Here is a 14,696-nt window from a genome sequence, read left to right as displayed (position 1 = left end):
CCAACGACAGAGACAACCCGAGGAACCACCATGCACTTCGCACCCAACTTCATCGCACGTGGCCTGGTCGCCGCGCTCATTGCCGGCAGCGCCGCCGCCGCGCTCGCGCAGGACAAGGTCGTGCTCGCCACCAACTGGCGTGCGCAACCGGGCCACGGCGGCTTCTACCAGGCGCTCGCCGACGGCACCTACAAGAAGTACGGACTGGACGTGGACATCCAGCAGGGTGGCCCGCAGGTCAACAACCGTCCGATGCTGCCGGCCGGCAAGGTCGACTTCCTGATGACGGGCAACATGCTGATGGCCTTCGACAACATCAAGCAAAAGGTACCGACGGTCGTGGTCGCGGCCTACTTCCAGAAGGACCCGCAGGCCATCATCGCCCACCCGGGCCAGGGCTTCGACACCTTCGCGGACCTCGCCAAGGCCAAGACGGTGCTGCTCGCGAAGGACGGCCAGATCAGCTACTGGCAGTGGATGAAGAAGGCCTACGGCATGCGTGACGAGCAGGTGCGCCCGTATAACTACAGCCTGTCGCAGTTCCTCGCCGACAAGCAATCGGTGCAGCAAGCCTACGCCACCTCCGAGCCGCTCGCGGTCGAGAAGCAGGCCGGCTTCAAGCCGGTGGTGCTGTCGCTGGCCGATGCGGGCTGGTCGACCTACGGCATGGTGATCGAAACGCGCCAGGATCTGGTGAAGAACAAGCCCGACATGGTCCGCCGCTTCGTCGAGGCGTCGAACATCGGCTACTACAACTACCTGTATGGTGATCGCAAGGCGGCGGACGACCTTATCAAGAAGATCAATCCCGACATCACCGACGAGTACATCGAGAAGTCGATCCCGATCCTGCGCGCGCACATCGACGTAGGCGACGCGACCACCAAGGGCATCGGTGCGATGAGCGACGAGCGCATGAAGGACTTCTACGACAAGTCCGTCTCGGCCGGCCTCTACAAGCCCACCGATTTCAACTGGCGCGACGCCTACACCACGCAGTTCGTCAACAAGAGAACGGGCGTCGAGCTACGCAAGGCGGCCGCCCGATAAGCAAGCAAGCCGCGAACATGGTCGAGCGCACCCTCACCGTGCAGGTCGCGCGCATCGCGCGCCAGACGCCGGAGATCCTGTCCTTCGAGCTCACGCATCCGATGGGCCGCCTGCTCCCGGGCTACCGGGCAGGCGCGCACATCGACGTGCACATGCCCGGCGGGTTCACGCGGCAGTACTCGCTGGCGCGTGACGCCGGCGCGCAGGACGGTGCCTCGTCGTACCTGATCGGCGTCAAGCTCGAGCCGGCGAGCCGCGGCGGATCGCATTCGATGCACATGCGCGTGCGCGAAGGCGACCTGCTGCCGGTCAGCACGCCGCGCAACACCTTCCCGATCCGCGAGGAGGCGAAACACCACATCTTGCTCGCGGGCGGCATCGGCATGACGCCGCTGCTCGCGATGGCGCAGGCGCTGGCGCGCGCAGGGGCAGATTTCCAGCTCTACCTCTTCGTGCGCAGCGAGGAGCATCTCGCCTTCGCCGAGGTGCTGCACGATCCCGCCATCGCATCGCGCCTGCGCGTGCACTTCGACGATGGCGATGCGTCGCGCAAGATCAACCTGCGCCAGCTCCTGGCGGCGCGCAAGCCCGGCACGCACCTCTACGTCTGCGGGCCTGCGGGCTTCATGCAGGCGGTGCGGCACGCCGCCGCGCACTGGCCCGACGACGTGGTGCACACCGAGTACTTCGCCGCGCCGGCCGATGCCGCCGGCGGCACCGGCAAGCCATTCATCCTGCAGCTCAGGCGCCGAGGCATCACCGTGCCGGTCGCCGGCGACCAGACCGCGGTCGATGCACTGCATGCCTTCGGCATCGACGTGCCCGTCTCCTGCGAGCAGGGCCTGTGCGGCACCTGCGTGGTGGATGCGGACGGCGAGGGCGCCGAGCATCGCGACTTCTGCCTCACCCGCGGCGAACGCGTGAAGAAAGTAGCGCTGTGTTGTTCGCGCGCAAAGGGCGATGAGCTCGCGATCGATCTGTGACCCGTGTCGTTGACCGCTCTCTGGCACCATGCATCCCCCATGAGCACCGCACGCAGCAGCGCCCCGCTGAAATCCGTCGAAGACGGCCCCGAGACCCCGGCCACGCGCGGCCGCGCGCGAAAGTACACGCAGGTGCTCGCGGTGATCTACCAGGCGGCGGTGGAGGTATTCGCGAACGACGGGCTGGCCGGCGCATCCACGCAGGCGATCGCCGACAAGGCGGGACTGTCGAAGGCGCAGCTGCACTACTACATCGAGAGCAAGGAAGCGCTCTACCGCCAGATCCTGCAGGACATCATCAACGACTGGATCGGTGTCTTCGGCTTCAGCGACGAAGCCTTCGGACCGCGCAAGGTGCTGTCGGACCTCGTCCATCGCAAGATGATGTTCTCGTTCGAGCATCCGCTGCGCTCGCGCATCTTCACGGCCGAAATGATGCGCGGCGCGCCGGTGCTCGGGGAGATGATGGGCACGAGCAAGCAGCGCACCGAGCAGGCGGTGGCAGTGATCCAGAACTGGATCAACCAGGGGCTCATGGGGCCGGTCGATCCGATGCTGTTCCTCTTCCACCTCTGGGCGGTCACGCAGTTCTATGCGGACCACGCGACGCAGGTGGCGTACTTCCGGAACACCGCCGAGGGCGACGACAAGGACCGGCGCTACCTGATCGAGCAGGTGACCGACTTCCTGCTCAAGGGCGCATCGGTGCGCTGAAGCCTCCTCGCTTCAGTGCTGGGGCAAATACATCGTGGCTTCCACCTCGACGAGCACGTCGTCACCCGGCAGGAAGCGCGACACCTCGACCACCGTACTCACCGGCGGCTCGCCCGGATAGAACAGACCGCGCACGCGGTTGTACGGCGCGTAGTTCGGCAGGTGCCGGAAGTACTGCACCAGCTTCACCACGTCGTCCATGGTGCCGCCGTGCTCGGCGGCGATCTGGCGGATGCGTTCGAGGACGAACCAGCTCTGCGCGACGATCGGGGCCTCGAAGATGTCGACCGACATCTGCCCGGTGGCGTAGCCCAGCGGTCGCAGCGCCTCGCGCGCCGCTTCGGGGATGTCGTCGTAGCCCGCGACCGCGCGGCGCGTGAGCGGGTCGACCGCAACCACGCCGCTCATGAAGACGAAGTCCCCCACGCGCTTGGCGGCCGCGTAGTTGGCCATCGGTTTGCCCATGCTCATTCAGTGTTCTCCACAATGCGGCCCGCACGGATGACGGTGCGTCGCCGCCCGCGTGGGTCCAGTAGTTCATATTCGTCGGCGGCAGCCAGCAGCACGAGGTCCGCCGGGCAGCCGGGTGCGATGCGGCCGTCCCACGCGAGCCGCAGCGCCTTCGCCGGGCTGACCGTGATCGCATCGAGCCAGTCGGACGCGGGCGCGAGATGCGCCATCTGCACGCCGAGCCCGAAGGTCTCGATCAGGTCATAGCTGCCGTAGGGATAGAAGGCATCCTGCACGTTGTCGGTCGCAAGGCTGGCGCGTAAGCCGAGCGCTGCGGCCTCGCGGATGCGCGTGATGCCGCGCTCCAGCGGCGTGCGGTCCCACGCGCCCTGCAGATAGAGGTTGGTGGTCGGCAGCGCGACGAGGTGAATGCCCGTCTGCGCACACAGGGACAGCGTGTCGTGCGCCGCCGCATCGTCCTGGATCGAGAGCGAGCAGGCATGCCCGCAGGTCACGCGCCCGGCGAGGCCACGCGCAATGGCGAGCTGGGCGATGGTGCGCAGCCCGGTCGCCTGCACATCGAGCCCTTCGTCGACGTGGAAGTCGAGCGCGAGTCCGTGCTCCTGCGCGAGGTCGAAAACGCGCCCCAGCTTGTGGACGATGCCTTCGTTGCGATAGACGAACGCGCCGAGCACGCCGTTCGCGCGCTTCACGGCGCGCGCGATGCGCTCACCCGCCTCGGCCTCGGCGAAAAGATCGAGCGGCGTGAGCGCCACGAACTGAAGCTCGATGCGCTCGCGCCATGCCTCGCGCAGTTCTTCGAACACCGCGAGCGATGCGGGCGCGCTCGCCTCGCCCCAGTCGAGATGAGTGCGCAGTGCGCGTGTGCCGGCACGCCACGCATCGTCGAGCGCGCGGGTCATCCGGGCGCGCAGCGCATCGGCGGTCCAGCCCGCGCGGTGCGCGGCCATGCGGCCGATGGCCGCGAAGAGATCGCCCTCTGCCGCGCCGACTTCACGCACGGTGTAGTTCTTGTCGATGTGCGAGTGCGCATCGACCAGGCCGCTGAGCAAGGTGCCCCGCGCCGGCTGCGCCGAGGGCGTGATCGTCTTGACCACGCCGCCATCGATCGACACGTCGAACGCCTCCGCGCCCTGCGCCACGAAGGCTCGCAGCCGCGGAGGAATGCGTACCGCTTCGAGCTTCATGCGCCCACCGTGCGCGGCAGCGCACGCAACCAGCCGAGCCCGTCGCTGGTGCCGTTCGCGACCGCGCCGCGCCGGGGCCGGTACTCGCAGCCGACCCACCCCTGCCAGCCGCACTGCGCCGACACCTCGTCGATGACGTCGAAGAGATAGGGGTAGTTCATCTCCCCGACGTCGGGCTCGTGCCGCTCGGGCACGCCCGCGATCTGGAAGTGGCCGACGCGGCCCGTGGGCAGGTACCTGCGGATCTTCATCGCCACGTCACCCTCGACGATCTGGCAGTGGTAGAGGTCCATTTGCACCTGCACGTTGAGCGCGCCGACGGCCAGGACAATCTCGTGCGCGTGGTCCTGCCGGTTGAGGAAGAAGCGCGGGATGTCGCGCGTGTTGATCGGCTCCAGCAGCAGGTCGCGCCCGGCCTTGGCCGCTTCGACCGCGGCCCAGCGCAGGTTGTCGAGGTAGGTCGGCTGCACGGTCTCGCGCTCCAGGCCTTCGGGCACGAGGCCCGCCATGACGTGGATGCGCGGACACGAGAGCGCGACCGCGTAGTCGATGGCCTTGCGGATGCCTTCGCGGAACTCGGCTTCGCGCCCCGGCACGCAGGCGATCCCGCGATCGCCGCGATCCCAGTCGCCGGGCGGGCCGTTGAAGAGCACCTGCTCGAGGCCGTTCGCCGACAGCCGCGCCGCGAGCTCGCGCGCGTCATAGGCGTAGGGGAAGAGATATTCGACGGCCCGGAAGCCATCCTTGGCGGCGGCTTCGAAGCGGTCGAGAAAGTCGAGCTCCGGATAGAGCATCGAAAGATTGGCTGCAAAACGGGGCATCTGTGGCTCCAAAGGCCGGGTCACCAGCGGGCGCCGAAATTGCGGCGCAGGTCATTGATTTGGGCATCACTCAGCGCAGCAGGTGTACCTTGCGGCAGGAAACGGCTCATGAACCGGAGCTTCGCCGTCTCTTCCAGCTCTTCGAGCACGGCCATCGCAGCGGCTGGCGTGTCGTGCCAGACATTCGGGCCGAGGCGTTCGAGCACCACCGCGCGGATCGGCGTGCCCTGCGTGCCGTAGCGCTCGATGATCTGCGCGACCAGCGCGGCGGCCTCCGGCGCACCGGGCCGATGGTAGGGCACCACCGGCACATGGCCGACCTTCATCACGAAATACGGCGTGAGGGCGGGAAGCAGCTCCTTCTCGGATGCATCGAGCGTGAGCGCCACGCAATGGGTGCTGTGGGTGTGGATCACGCAGCGCGTGCCCGCATCGAAGTTCCTCGCCGCGCCGTAGATGCGCGCATGCAGCGCGATGGTCTTGCTGGCGAGGTCGCCATGGAGCTGCCGCAGGTTCGCGTCGAGCCGTGCGAGCCGCCCCGGATCGAGATGGCCGAGACACGCATCGGTCGGCGTGATGAGGAAACCGTCGTCGAGCCTCACGCTGATGTTGCCAGCCGTCGCATGGACATAGCCACGCTCGAACAGGCTGCGGCCGATGCGGCAGATTTCCTCTCGGAGATGGGCGTCACTCATTCGAAAAATGTAAAGGCTTTGGAGAAGAAATCGTCCGTGCCGAAGTTCCCGGACTTCAACGCAATATGCAGGCCAGCGCCGCCCGCGGCGTCGCTGCGCGCATGGCACCACGGAACGCCCGGATCGATCTGCGCGCCGATCTGCAACTGCGCGATACCCAGGGCCTGCACGCAGGCGCCTGATGTTTCACCGCCTGCGACCACGAGCTGGCGCACGCCGCGCTCGACCAGGCCGCGCGCAATGGCGGCGATGGTGCGCTCCACCATCGCGCCGGCTTCCGGGGCACCGAGGCGACCCTGCACGGATTTCACGGCCGACGCGTCGGCGGTCGAATAGACGAGCACCGGCCCGCGTTCGAGCAGCGGCGTAGCCCATTCGAGTGCCTGCGCAGCCACATCGACACCGGCAGCGATCCGAAGCGGATCGATCGCGAGCGCGGGCCGGCCTGCCGCCACGAAGTCGGCCACCTGTCGGTTGGTCGCGAGCGAGCAGCTTCCGGACACGACAGCGCGCAGCCCCCGGCCTTCGGCAGCGCGCTCGCGGCGAACGACGGTGCAATGCCGAAGTTCGCCGGCAACCCGATCGCCACGCCCGAACCGGCGGTGACCAGCGGCATGTCCACCAACGCCGGGCCGAGCCGCATCAGGTCGTCGTTGGAGACCGCATCGACGATCGCGACGCCAGCGCCTTCGGATCGCAGTTGCGCGATGCGCTCGCGGATCGCCGCCGCGCCGCGCGCCACCGTCGAATAGTCGATGAGCCCCACCTTGCGCCGTGTCTGGGCCTGCATGACGCGCACCAGGTTCGCATCGGTCATCGGCGTGAGCGGATGGTTCTGCATGCCGCTCTCGCTCAGCAGCACGTCGCCCGCGAAAAGGTAGCCCTTGAACACGGTGCGCTTGTTGTCCGGAAAGGCCGGCGTCGCGATGGTGAAGTCGCAGCCGAGCGCGTCCATCAGCGCCTCGGTCACCGGGCCGATGTTGCCCCTGGGCGTGCTGTCGAAGGTGGAGCAGTACTTGAAGTAGATCTGCCGCGCGCCCTGTGCCTGCAGCCAGCGCAGCGCCTCCAGCGATTGCGCGATGGCCTCTTCCGGCGCGATGGTGCGCGACTTGAGCGCAACCACCACCGCGTCCACATGGGCACCCAGCGGGGCCGCCGGCACGCCGATGGTCTGCACCGCACGCATGCCCGCGCGCACGAGGTTGTTCGCGAGATCGGTCGCACCCGTGAAGTCATCGGCGATGCAGCCGAGCAGGACGCTCATTGCCTGACTTTGGATGGCGGCAGCTCGATGCCGGGGAAGATCTTGATCACCGCGCTGTCGTCCTCCTTCGCATGGCCGGCGGTCGATGCCTGCATGAACATCTGGTGCGCGGTGGATGCGAGCGGCAGCGGAAACTTGCTCGCGCGTGCGGTGTCGAGCACCAGTCCAAGGTCCTTCACGAAGATGTCGACCGCCGACAGCGGCGTGTAGTCGCCCGCGAGCACGTGCGCCATGCGGTTCTCGAACATCCAGCTGTTGCCCGCACTGTGGGTGATGACCTCGTACAGCGCCTCGGGCGAAACGCCTTCGCGCAGTCCGAGCGCCATCGCTTCGGCGGCGGCTGCGATGTGCACGCCGGCCAGAAGCTGGTTGATGATCTTCACCTTGCTGCCCGCGCCCGCGCGATCGCCGAGCCGATACACCTTGCCGGCCATGCCTTCGAGCACGTCGTCTGCCTTTGCATAGGCCTCGGGCTTCGCGGAACTCATCACCGTCATCTGCCCACTCGCCGCCTTGGCCGCGCCGCCCGAAATCGGCGCATCGACGTAGTGGATGCCGAGCGCGCCGAGCCGTTCTTCGAGCAGGGCGGACCAATGGGGGTCCACCGTCGAGCACATGACGAACGCGCTGCCCGGCTTCATCGCCGCAGCCGCGCCGTGTTCGCCGAAAAGCACCGACTCGGTCTGCTGTGCGTTGACCACGACCGAGACGACGACGTCGCATGCGCCCGCCACCTGCGCGGGCGTGCCCCACGCGACGCCGCCGTGCTCCGCGAACTGCAATGCGGCGCCGGGCCGCATGTCGCACACATGCATTTCGAAGCCCCGGCTGCGCAGCGTGGCTGCGATGCCGGCGCCCATGGCGCCCAGGCCGATGAGTCCCGCCTTCTTCATGGAGACTCCCTTGGAAGTCGAACGAAGGCCGGCGCAGCACGAAGGCGCCACGTCGGCACGAACTCGCGATCTTAGGAATCCGCCCTCGTGCCGTACAGCCGGACTAACCCCGCTCGGCTGCTCAGCGCGACGCCAGCGCGTGCCGTGCTGCACGCACGACGCTCTCTGCATCGACACCGAAGAACCTGCGCAGCGCGGCGCGCGTGTCGCTGCGGCCGAAGCCGTCCGTGCCGAGCGTGAGATAGCGGCGGCCCTGCGGCACGAAGGCACGGATGCTTTCGGGCACGGCCCGCACATAGTCCGTCGCCGCGATCACCGGGCCGCTGCCGCCTGCGAGCTGCTGCGCGATGAAGGGCATGCCCGGATCGGCATCGCCGGCAAGCGCGCGCGCCTCGCAAGCCTGGCCGTCGCGCGCGAGCTCGCTCCAGCTCGTGACGCTGAGCACCTCGGCCTCGATGCCTTCGGCGGCCAGCAGCTCGGCGGCCTTGACCACTTCGGTGAGGATCGCGCCGGAGCCGAGCAGCGTGAGCTTCGCGTCCTTCCGGCCGCTCAGGCGATAGCAGCCGCGCAGCACCTGTGCCTGTGCACCCGCCGGAAGATCCGGCTGCGCGTAGTTCTCGTTCATGAGCGTGACGTAATAGAACACGTCCTTCTGCTCGACCAGCATTTCGCGGATGCCGGCGTCGACGATCACCGCCATCTCGCCCGCGAAGGCCGGGTCGTAGGCCTTGCAGTTCGGGATGGTCGCGGCAATGAGGTGGCTCGATCCGTCCTGGTGCTGCAGGCCTTCGCCGCCGAGCGTGGTGCGGCCCGAGGTCGCGCCGAGCAGGAAGCCACGCGGCCGCTGGTCGGCGGCCGCCCAGATCTGGTCGCCCACGCGCTGGAAGCCGAACATCGAGTAGTAGATGTAGAACGGCAGCATCGCCAGACCATGCACGCTGTAGCTGGTGGCGGCGGCGGTCCAGCTCGCGATCGCACCGGCCTCGCTGATGCCTTCCTCGAGGATCTGCCCGTCGGTCGCCTCGCGGTACGAGAGCACCGAGCCGATGTCCTCCGGCGCATAACGCTGGCCCACGCTCGAATAGATGCCGACCTGCTTGAAGAGGTTGGCCATGCCGAAGGTGCGCGCCTCGTCGGCGACGATCGGCACCACGCGCGGACCGAGCGTGGCGTCCTTCAGGAGATTGCCCAGCAGGCGCACGAAGGCCATGGTGGTGCTCATCTCCTTGCCGCCCGCCGCGACCGCGAACTGCGCGTAGGCCGCGATGTCCGGCTTGGCCACTCCATCGCACGCGGTCTCGCGGCGCGGCATGCTGCCACCCAGCGCCGCCCGATGGCCAAGCAGGTAGTGCATCTCGGGGCTGTCGGCCGCGGGCCGGTAGAACGCGGCCGTCGTCGCCTGCTCGTCGGTGAGCGGCAGGTCGAAGCGGTTGCGGAATTCGATGAGGTCCGTGTCGTCGAGCTTCTTCTGGGAGTGCGTGGTCATCCTGCCCTGCCCCGCGCTGCCCATGCCGTAGCCCTTCTTGGTGTGCGCCAGGATCACGGTCGGCTGGCCGCGATGCGCTGCCGCCGCGGCATACGCGGCGTGGATCTTCACGAGGTCGTGGCCGCCGCGCTTGAGGCGGTCGATCTGCTCGTCGGTCAATCCTTCGACAAGCCGCGCGAGCTCCGGGTCCTGGCCGAAGAAGGTCTCGCGGTTGTAGCGGCCGTCCTTCGCGGCAAAGGTCTGCATCTGGCCGTCGACCGTGTTCGCGAAGGCCCGCGTGAGCGCGCCGTGCACGTCGCGCGCGAAAAGCCCGTCCCAGTCGCTGCCCCACACCAGCTTGATGACGTTCCAGCCCGCCCCGGCGAAGAGCTTCTCGAGCTCGTCGATGATCCGCCCGTTGCCGCGCACCGGCCCGTCGAGCCGCTGCAGGTTGCAGTTGACGACCCACACGAGGTTGTCGAGCTTCTCGCGCGCAGCGAGCGTGAGCGCGCTCATCGATTCCGGCTCGTCCATCTCGCCGTCGCCGAACACGCCCCAGACCTTGCGGCCTTCGCAGTCCAGCAGGCCGCGGTGCGTGAGATAGCGCATGAAGCGCGCGTGATAGATCGAGCTGATCGGCCCGATGCCCATCGAGCCGGTCGGGAACTGCCAGAAGTCCGGCATCAGGTACGGATGCGGGTAGCTGCTCAGGCCGCGCGCGCCCTGGCCATCGGCGAAGGCCGGTGCCGTGAGCTCCTGGCGGTAGTGCGTCAGGTCCTCTTTGCTGAGCCGCCCTTCGAGGAAGGCGCGCGCATACACGCCCGGCGCGCTGTGCGGCTGGAAGAAGACGAGGTCGCCCCGATGCGTCGCCGTTCGCGCATGAAAGAAATGATTGAAGCCGGTCTCGAACAGATCCGCCGCACTCGCGTAGCTCGCGATGTGGCCGCCGAGTTCGCCATACGCCTGGTTGGCGCGCACCACCATCGCGAGCGCATTCCAGCGCATCAGCGATGCGAGCCGCTCCTCGATCGCGAGATCGCCGGGGAACGGCGGCTGCGCTTCGACCGCGATGGTGTTGACGTAAGGGGTCGACAGTTCGGGCTGCCAGCCGATGCGCTGCGCGCGGGCCATGCGCGCGAGTTCGTCGAGCATCCAGCGTGCGCGCGCCGGGCCTTGCGTTTCCGCCAGCGCGACGAACGCCTCGCGCCATTCGGCGGTTTCCACGGGGTCCGGGTCGTGCAAGGCGGTGTCGATCAAAGCGCGGAGCTGGCCGGGCGGAATCGGAGCGTTCATGGCTGCACTCTAGGCCGCAGTCGTTGGAATGGGGTGCTGTTCTCTATACCGTTTCATGGATATATGCCGCATAAAATGCCGTCGATTCAAGCATTCTCAGCATTTGATGGAACTTGACGCGATCGATCTTCGCATTGTTGATGAGCTGCAGCGCGACGGCTCGCTCTCCAATGTCGAGTTGGCGCGCCGGGTCCATCTTTCGCCGTCGCCGTGCCTCGCGCGCGTGAAGGCGCTGGAGAACAGCGGCGTCATCCAGCGCTATGTGGCGCTTGCCAGCGCGAGCGCGCTCGGCTTGGGACTGAACGTGTTCATCTCGATCAGCCTCAAGACGCAGAGCAAGCAGTCGCTCGCCGATTTCGAACAGCGGATCGCCGAGCACGACGAAGTCATGGAGTGCTACCTCATGACCGGCGACAGCGACTACCTGATCCGCGTGGCCGTTGCCGATATCGCCGCGCTGGAGAAATTCATCCTCGAACAGCTCACGCCGATCAGCGGCATCGAGAAGATCCGATCCAGCTTTGCGCTCAAGCAAGTGCGTTACAAGACGGCGCTGCCATTGCCCTGAGCGGGCGCGGGCGAGAACACGGCAGCGGCCAACATCGCCGACCCGAGCAAGTACGAGAGCCACTGGCCCGGCAATGGCGCCGGCTTAGCGGCCTACGGCCCCGGCGGCGCCGCCGCACGCCCGCGCTCGGCGACCGTGATGATCACGAAGGACGACGGCGGCATCGTGGGTCTTTGACCAGTGCCGGCGAAGCCAGGCCGTTCGCGAAACACCGCGGAACCGGCTCCGCCGGTCCGCCGGTGTTGCCCCCGGAAGGGGTGCCCGAGCTACACGAAGTGAGCGAGGCTGGGGGCGATCCCTACTTCGGCCAGAGGGCCCAAAGGCGCAGGGGTTGGTTCATCCGCGCGGCGACGCGGCCCGCTTCCGCCCCCGTCCCGGCAAAGTAGTCGGCCCGAACAGCGCCGACGATCGCGCTGCCGGTGTCCTGCGCCACCACCAGCTTCGCAAGGGTGAACGTGGGCCCCGGCGACGCGAGCCACACGGGTGTGCCGTACGGAATGCTGTCCCGGTCGACCGCAATCGAGCGCCCCGGCGTCAGCGGCACCCCCTGCGCGCCCACGGGCCCGGACGCCGCATCGACCTCGCTCAAGGCTTCCTCGCGGAAGAACACGTAGCGCGGATTGCTCCACAGCAGTGGCTGGAGGCGCTGCGGGTTCTGCGCGACCCACTGCTTGGTGTCGTCGGGCCATGCGCTGATCTTCGTCACACCCTGGCTGATGAGCCATTGCTGCACGCTGCGGTAAGGCTGCTCGTTGGTGGCCGAGAAGGCCACGCGGACCATGTGCTGCGAGCCGTCCGGCTCGGTCATGCGCAAGCGGCCCGAGCCCTGGATGTGCAGCATGAGCACGTCGATCGGATCGGCGAGCCACGCGATTTCGCGGCCGCGCAGCGCGGCCTGGGCCTGCGGCAGCGTGTCGATTTCCTGCCGCGTGAACCACGGCCGCTTCGGGACAAGCCCCGCGGGCGCCTGGTAGATCGGGTAGGTGTTCGTCGCCGTCGGGCGGCGCGTCGCCTCGAACACCGGTTCGTAGTAGCTGGTGAGCTTGCCGTCGGTGGGACCGGTGTAGGCCTCGACGCGATAGGGCTGCAGGCGCTGCATCATCCATTCACGCTGCTCGTCGTTCTCGGCCAGCGACAGCTGCCGCACTTCGCGGCACAAGGGCGCGATGGCCGCATTGGGCCGTGCGCAGCTGGTGATCATCGCGATCCAGCCTTCGTGCAGGGCGTCGTCATTGAAGCCCGGAAGCTCCGACCACGCGACCGGCACCCAGCGACTCTTGGGGTGTGCGAGCGAACCGGTGAGCGGACCGAGGTCGCGCGGCGGCGGCGTCGTGGCCGGCGGCGCCTGCGAGCGCCATTCGGGCTGCCGGGTGCCGGTGGAACAGGCGGCGAGCGTTGCTACGATCGCGAGTCCAACCAGCCACTGGAGTCCTTTTTTCATGGGTCTGATTTTGCTCGAAGCCCTGGCCGCCGGCGTCGTCTTCATCCTCATCATCTGGTGGACCATGTTCTCGGGCCGCAAGCGCGGTGAGCTGCACGACGACGAGACCGCGGCCGGGGATGCGCCCCAGCGCGACGAACCGCCGGCGCGCGACTGACGTTACATGCCGAAACCGCGGCAACGACTCGAAACCCCGGCGAGCTCCTGATAATCGACCGGCCTTTTTCCATCATCCAAAGGAAGGACTCCAATGAAAAGAATCGTACTTGCCACCTGCGCCGCGGTTTACGTGCTCGCAGGCTGCGCGAACATGAGCGAATCCCAGAAGAGCACCGCGACGACCACCGGCATCGGCGCCGGCATCGGCGCGCTGGCGGGCGCAGCGATTGGCTCCGCCACCGGCCACAGTGCCGGCACCGGTGCGGCGATCGGCGCACTGGCGGGCGCGGGGGCGGCTACCTGTGGTCGCAGCGCATGGAAAACCAGAAGCGCCAGATGGAAGCCGCCACGCGCGGCACCGGCGTCGCGGTGACGCAGACGCAGAACAACGAGCTCAAGCTCGCGATCCCGAGCGACATCTCCTTCGATGTCGGCCGCTCGGTGATCAAGCCGAACTTCTCGCCGATCCTCGACCAGTTCGCGCAGGGCCTGCGCAACAACCCGAACGCCGAGGTCCGCATCATCGGCCACACCGACAGCACCGGCACCGACGCGATCAACGATCCGCTGTCGATCCAGCGCGCGGCCGCCACGCGCGACTACCTCGTGTCGCGCGGCGTGTCGCCCACGGCCTTCAAGATCGACGGCCGCGGCTCGCGCGAGCCGGTCGCCGACAACAGCACCCCGGCAGGCCGCGCCCAAAACCGCCGCGTAGAAATCTACGTCGGCGAAAGAGGCCAAGGCTAACCCCCAGCCTCGCCCACTTCGTGTGGCTCTGCACCCCCTTGCAGGGGCAACCCCAGCGGCCCGGCAAAGCCGGTTCCGCGGGGTTATTGAGCTCACCCCCAGCCTCGCCCACCTCGTGTGGCTCTGCACCCCCTTGCAGGGGGCAACCCCAGCGGCCCGGCAAAGCCGGTTCCGCGGGGTTATTGAGCTCACCCCCAGCCTCGCCCACTTCGTGTGGCTCTGCACCCCCTTGCAGGGGGCAACCCCAGCGGCCCGGCAAAGCCGGTTCCGCGGGGTTTCTGGCCTTAACGGTGCAATCGGCGTCACATGCCCCGGAGCAGGTTGGCCAGCTCGACGGCCGACTTCACTTCCATTTTTTCGAACACGCGCGCGCGGTGGACCTCCACCGTGCGCACGCTGATGGAGAGCTGATCGGCGATCAGCTTGTTGGGCAACCCCTCGATCACGCAGTTCATCACGTCCCGCTCGCGGTCGGTGAGTTCGTCGACGCGCCGCCTCAGCAGCTCGCGGGTGCGCTGCGCCTCGATCGCGCGCAGCGACGCGCCGAGCGCATGCTCGATGCGGTCGACCAGCGCGTTGTCGGAGAAGGGCTTCTCGCAGAAGTCGAAGGCGCCGCGCTTGACCGCATCCACCGCGGTCGGAACGTCCGCATGGCCGGTCAGGAAGATCACCGGCAGCGCCTCCAGGAGGCCGCGTTCCGCGAGCCGATCGAACAGCACCAGGCCGCTGGTGCCAGTGCATGCGGACGTCGAGCAACAGGCAGTGCGGCTGATTGCGCAGCGGCTCTTCGGCCAGGCGTTCCTCGAAGGCCTCCGCGCTCGGAAAGCTCTCGCTCGCCAGCCGGCGCGAGCGCAGCAACCAGGCCAGGGCCTCGCGCACGCTCGCGTCGTCGTCGACGATGAAGATCAGGGCATCGATGAGAGGTTGCATGAAGAAAACCGGATG

12 protein-coding genes and 3 pseudogenes are annotated in these 14,696 nt (G+C 67.8%); 6 read left to right on the top strand and 9 right to left on the bottom strand.

The window, feature by feature from the left end; all coding sequences use genetic code 11:
* Nucleotides 1-30: 30 nt before the first annotated feature.
* From ACQ858_RS22980 to ACQ858_RS22970, 3 genes are read left to right on the top strand one after another with little or no spacing between them, the layout of a single operon-like run.
* Complete coding sequence (locus tag ACQ858_RS22980; RefSeq protein WP_431274803.1) at nucleotides 31-1,050, top strand: ABC transporter substrate-binding protein; 1,020 nt, start codon at nucleotides 31-33, stop codon at nucleotides 1,048-1,050.
* 17 nt (nucleotides 1,051-1,067) lie between these two features.
* Nucleotides 1,068-2,033, top strand: a complete 966-nt coding sequence (locus ACQ858_RS22975) for a PDR/VanB family oxidoreductase (protein ID WP_431274802.1) — start codon at nucleotides 1,068-1,070, stop codon at nucleotides 2,031-2,033.
* Nucleotides 2,034-2,072: 39 nt separating this feature from the next.
* Entirely contained in the window at nucleotides 2,073-2,747 is a 675-nt protein-coding gene (locus ACQ858_RS22970) for a TetR family transcriptional regulator C-terminal domain-containing protein (RefSeq protein WP_431274801.1), read from the top strand.
* 12 nt (nucleotides 2,748-2,759) lie between these two features.
* Here ACQ858_RS22970 and ACQ858_RS22965 read toward each other — a convergent pair whose 3' ends face one another.
* From ACQ858_RS22965 to mdeB, 7 genes and pseudogenes are all read right to left on the bottom strand, one after another.
* A complete protein-coding gene (locus ACQ858_RS22965; RefSeq protein ID WP_431274800.1) occupies nucleotides 2,760-3,218 on the bottom strand; it encodes a RidA family protein in 459 nt (152 codons plus the stop codon).
* Complete coding sequence (locus ACQ858_RS22960; RefSeq protein ID WP_431274799.1) at nucleotides 3,215-4,405, bottom strand: amidohydrolase family protein; 1,191 nt, start codon at nucleotides 4,403-4,405, stop codon at nucleotides 3,215-3,217. Before ACQ858_RS22960 ends, ACQ858_RS22965 begins: the two co-directional genes overlap by 4 nt.
* Nucleotides 4,402-5,226: a 2-oxo-tetronate isomerase gene (gene otnI, locus ACQ858_RS22955; protein WP_431274798.1), complete on the bottom strand. Its 825-nt coding sequence runs from the start codon at nucleotides 5,224-5,226 to the stop codon at nucleotides 4,402-4,404. The genes ACQ858_RS22960 and otnI overlap by 4 nt, the downstream gene beginning before the upstream one ends.
* Before the next feature lie 20 nt (nucleotides 5,227-5,246).
* On the bottom strand, nucleotides 5,247-5,921 hold the full coding sequence (locus tag ACQ858_RS22950) for an aldolase (protein ID WP_431274797.1): 675 nt from the start codon (nucleotides 5,919-5,921) through the stop codon (nucleotides 5,247-5,249).
* Nucleotides 5,918-7,185 (bottom strand): annotated as a pseudogene (gene otnK, locus ACQ858_RS22945) (3-oxo-tetronate kinase). Before otnK ends, ACQ858_RS22950 begins: the two are co-directional and overlap by 4 nt.
* The gene (gene ltnD / locus ACQ858_RS22940; RefSeq protein WP_431274796.1) at nucleotides 7,182-8,078 is read right to left on the bottom strand and encodes an L-threonate dehydrogenase; all 897 of its coding nucleotides are present in this window, start codon (nucleotides 8,076-8,078) and stop codon (nucleotides 7,182-7,184) included. The pseudogene otnK and the gene ltnD overlap by 4 nt, the downstream one beginning before the upstream one ends.
* A gap of 121 nt (nucleotides 8,079-8,199) precedes the next feature.
* On the bottom strand, nucleotides 8,200-10,836 hold the full coding sequence (gene mdeB, locus ACQ858_RS22935) for an alpha-ketoglutarate dehydrogenase (protein ID WP_431274795.1): 2,637 nt from the start codon (nucleotides 10,834-10,836) through the stop codon (nucleotides 8,200-8,202).
* A 106-nt stretch (nucleotides 10,837-10,942) separates the two neighbouring features.
* On the opposite strand from mdeB, the gene ACQ858_RS22930 reads away from it, so the two are divergent.
* Nucleotides 10,943-11,404 carry an Lrp/AsnC family transcriptional regulator gene (locus ACQ858_RS22930; RefSeq protein WP_431274794.1) on the top strand — a complete coding sequence of 154 codons (462 nt, stop codon included), beginning with the start codon at nucleotides 10,943-10,945 and terminating at the stop codon, nucleotides 11,402-11,404.
* A gap of 298 nt (nucleotides 11,405-11,702) precedes the next feature.
* Here the strand turns inward: ACQ858_RS22930 and mltA are convergent, their stop codons facing one another.
* Nucleotides 11,703-12,845, bottom strand: coding sequence for a murein transglycosylase A (gene mltA, locus ACQ858_RS22925; RefSeq protein WP_431274793.1), 1,143 nt, complete (start codon nucleotides 12,843-12,845; stop codon nucleotides 11,703-11,705).
* On the opposite strand from mltA, the gene ACQ858_RS22920 reads away from it, so the two are divergent.
* Nucleotides 12,844-13,002: a hypothetical protein gene (locus ACQ858_RS22920; RefSeq protein ID WP_431274792.1), complete on the top strand. Its 159-nt coding sequence runs from the start codon at nucleotides 12,844-12,846 to the stop codon at nucleotides 13,000-13,002. The genes mltA and ACQ858_RS22920 overlap by 2 nt on opposite strands.
* 93 nt (nucleotides 13,003-13,095) lie before the next feature.
* Nucleotides 13,096-13,751 (top strand): annotated as a pseudogene (locus tag ACQ858_RS22915) (OmpA family protein).
* 302 nt (nucleotides 13,752-14,053) lie between these two features.
* Here ACQ858_RS22915 and ACQ858_RS22910 read toward each other — a convergent pair.
* Nucleotides 14,054-14,681: pseudogene (locus ACQ858_RS22910) on the bottom strand (response regulator transcription factor).
* Between the last annotated feature and the right edge of the window lie 15 nt (nucleotides 14,682-14,696).

The sequence above is a fragment of the Variovorax ureilyticus genome, from assembly GCF_050632185.1.
GTDB classification, from domain to species: domain Bacteria; phylum Pseudomonadota; class Gammaproteobacteria; order Burkholderiales; family Burkholderiaceae_C; genus Variovorax; species Variovorax ureilyticus_A.
The sequence above is the reverse complement of the archived record's forward strand: the minus strand, read 5'-3'. Positions and strand labels throughout refer to the sequence as shown.

What these genes read in the sequence shown, in the direction of transcription:
- ACQ858_RS22980 (WP_431274803.1), top strand. Translation starts at nt 31, where the DNA reads ATGCACTTCGCACCCAACTTCATCGCACGTGGCCTGGTCGCCGCGCTC.
- ACQ858_RS22975 (WP_431274802.1), top strand. Translation starts at nt 1,068, where the DNA reads ATGGTCGAGCGCACCCTCACCGTGCAGGTCGCGCGCATCGCGCGCCAG.
- ACQ858_RS22970 (WP_431274801.1), top strand. Translation starts at nt 2,073, where the DNA reads ATGAGCACCGCACGCAGCAGCGCCCCGCTGAAATCCGTCGAAGACGGC.
- ACQ858_RS22965 (WP_431274800.1), bottom strand. Translation starts at nt 3,218, where the DNA reads ATGAGCATGGGCAAACCGATGGCCAACTACGCGGCCGCCAAGCGCGTG.
- ACQ858_RS22960 (WP_431274799.1), bottom strand. Translation starts at nt 4,405, where the DNA reads ATGAAGCTCGAAGCGGTACGCATTCCTCCGCGGCTGCGAGCCTTCGTG.
- otnI (WP_431274798.1), bottom strand. Translation starts at nt 5,226, where the DNA reads ATGCCCCGTTTTGCAGCCAATCTTTCGATGCTCTATCCGGAGCTCGAC.
- ACQ858_RS22950 (WP_431274797.1), bottom strand. Translation starts at nt 5,921, where the DNA reads ATGAGTGACGCCCATCTCCGAGAGGAAATCTGCCGCATCGGCCGCAGC.
- ltnD (WP_431274796.1), bottom strand. Translation starts at nt 8,078, where the DNA reads ATGAAGAAGGCGGGACTCATCGGCCTGGGCGCCATGGGCGCCGGCATC.
- mdeB (WP_431274795.1), bottom strand. Translation starts at nt 10,836, where the DNA reads ATGAACGCTCCGATTCCGCCCGGCCAGCTCCGCGCTTTGATCGACACC.
- ACQ858_RS22930 (WP_431274794.1), top strand. Translation starts at nt 10,943, where the DNA reads ATGGAACTTGACGCGATCGATCTTCGCATTGTTGATGAGCTGCAGCGC.
- ACQ858_RS22920 (WP_431274792.1), top strand. Translation starts at nt 12,844, where the DNA reads ATGGGTCTGATTTTGCTCGAAGCCCTGGCCGCCGGCGTCGTCTTCATC.
- mltA (WP_431274793.1), bottom strand. Translation starts at nt 12,845, where the DNA reads ATGAAAAAAGGACTCCAGTGGCTGGTTGGACTCGCGATCGTAGCAACG.